Source organism: Xanthomonas sp. SHU 199, from assembly GCF_000364665.1.
Taxonomy (GTDB): Bacteria; Pseudomonadota; Gammaproteobacteria; order Xanthomonadales; family Xanthomonadaceae; genus Xanthomonas_A; species Xanthomonas_A sontii.
In genome coordinates, this window is sequence record NZ_AQOI01000220.1 from 1 (window position 1) to 1,896 (window position 1,896).

The 1,896-nt window shown below is 69.7% G+C and carries 1 protein-coding gene; it reads left to right on the plus strand.

Annotation, left to right across the window (positions count from 1 at the left end):
• A partial coding sequence (locus tag D183_RS0108870) for an ExeM/NucH family extracellular endonuclease (protein WP_017908694.1) occupies positions 1-1,492 on the plus strand: 1,492 nt, incomplete at its 5' end.
• Between the last annotated feature and the right edge of the window lie 404 nt (positions 1,493-1,896).

Below are 1,896 nucleotides of genomic sequence, written 5' to 3' on the forward strand. Positions count from 1 at the left end.
CGACCGCGTGCGGGTGTGGGGCGAGCTGGCGCCGCAGGCCGCCGCGTCGGCCAAGGCCGGCACGGCTTTCGTCGGGCGCAGCGTGCTGGAGCAGGGGCATACCGTGCTGGCACGGGCGCAGCCCTTGCCGCTGCAGGTGCTCGACGCGGCGCCGGCCGACTGGTCGGCGCTGGCCGGTATGCGCGTGCGCATCGCCGCGCCGCTGACCGTGGTCGACAACGATGCGCTGGGCAAGACCGGCGAACTGGGCGTGGCCTTCGGCGGACGCCTGTGGCAGCCCAGCGAAGTGGCCGCGCCCGGCAGCGCCGAGCAGGCGGCGGTGGTGGCCGACAACGCGCGGCGCGGGCTGCGCCTGGGCACGCTCGGTGCGCCGACGCCGACATCAACATCGGCAACGGCAACGGCAACGGCAACGGCAAAACTTCCGGACTATCTGGGCAGCGCCGCTGCACCGCCGCGCGCGGGTAGCACGGTCCAGGACGTGGAGGGCATCGTCGGCGGGGTGATCGATGGCGTGGCGCGGCTGTACCCGATCGCCGCGCTGCAGCTGACGCCGCCGCCGGAACCGGCGCCGCCGCAGGTCGACGGCACCTTGCGCATCGCCGCCTTCAACCTGGAGAACTTCTTCAACGGCGACGGCCGTGGCGGCGGTTTCCCGACCCTGCGCGGCGCGCGCACGCCGGCCGAGTTCCAGGCGCAGCTGCGCAAGCTGGTGGCGACGATCCGCCCGCTGCAGGCCGACGTCGCCGCACTGATGGAACTGGAGAACGACGGCTACGGCCCGACCTCGGCGATCGCCAGCCTGGTCGACGCGCTCAATGCCGGCGGCGGCGACTGGCGCTTCGTCGACGCCGGGCGCGGCCCCGGCGACAACCCGATCCGGGTCGGGCTGATCTACCGCGCCTCGCGGGTGAGCCCGGTCGGCAAGCCGGCGATGCTGGAAGGCGGGCCGTTCGCCGAGCACAGCCGGGTGCCGCTGGCGCAGGCCTTCCGTCACGGCAACGGCGCGCCGTTCGTGGTGTTGGCCAATCACTTCAAGTCCAAGGGCGGCTGCAGCGAGGCGAGCGGCGCCGATACCGACCGCGGCGACGGCCAGGGTTGCTGGAACGCGACCCGCACCGAGTCGGCGCGGCGCCTGGACGCGTGGCTGCGCAGCGACCCCACCGGCACTGGCAGCACGTCCAGCGTGCTGCTCGGCGATTTCAACGCCTATGCGATGGAAGATCCGTTGCGCCTGCTGCGCGACGCCGGCTGGCGCGACGCGCTGCAGGAGGCGCATGTCGCGCAGCCCTACAGCTTCGTCTATCGCGGCCTCAGCGGCCGGCTGGACCATGCCTTGCTGAGCCCGGTGCTGGCAGCGCGGTTGCGCGGCGCCGCCGAATGGCACGTCAACGCCGACCTGCCCGACAGCGACGGTTACCGCGAGCGCGATCTGCCGGGCCCGTGGCGCAGTTCCGATCACGATCCGTTGTTGCTGGGGTTTGATCTGTAGTGCCGGGAATGGGGGGACGGGAATGGGGAATCGGAAAAGCTGATCGCCGGCCCTCCTTTCCCTGTCCTTGATGTGTGGGACATTCCTGCTGGAGGCTCACGTCCTTCGCGAGGCGCACGACCGCCTGTTGTGAGTAGATGTGCTGTGTTTCAGGCCGGTCGCAGTGAGTGTCCGGTCTTACGCTTCACTGCCATCTCTTGAACGCTGCTTCTGTCCATTGTGCGCTGGTCGCACATGTGGCTTGGTGCTGGCCGAAGCTGTGATATGTGGGTGTTCTCGCGCTAAGAAAGGCGACAGCCTTGTTGCTGTTGCTGTTGCTGTTGCTTTGGCATTTGCCGTTGTTTCTGCTGTTGCCGTTGCTTTGGCTTTTGATTTACCGGGTTCCCTTCCGCAGCGGCGGATGG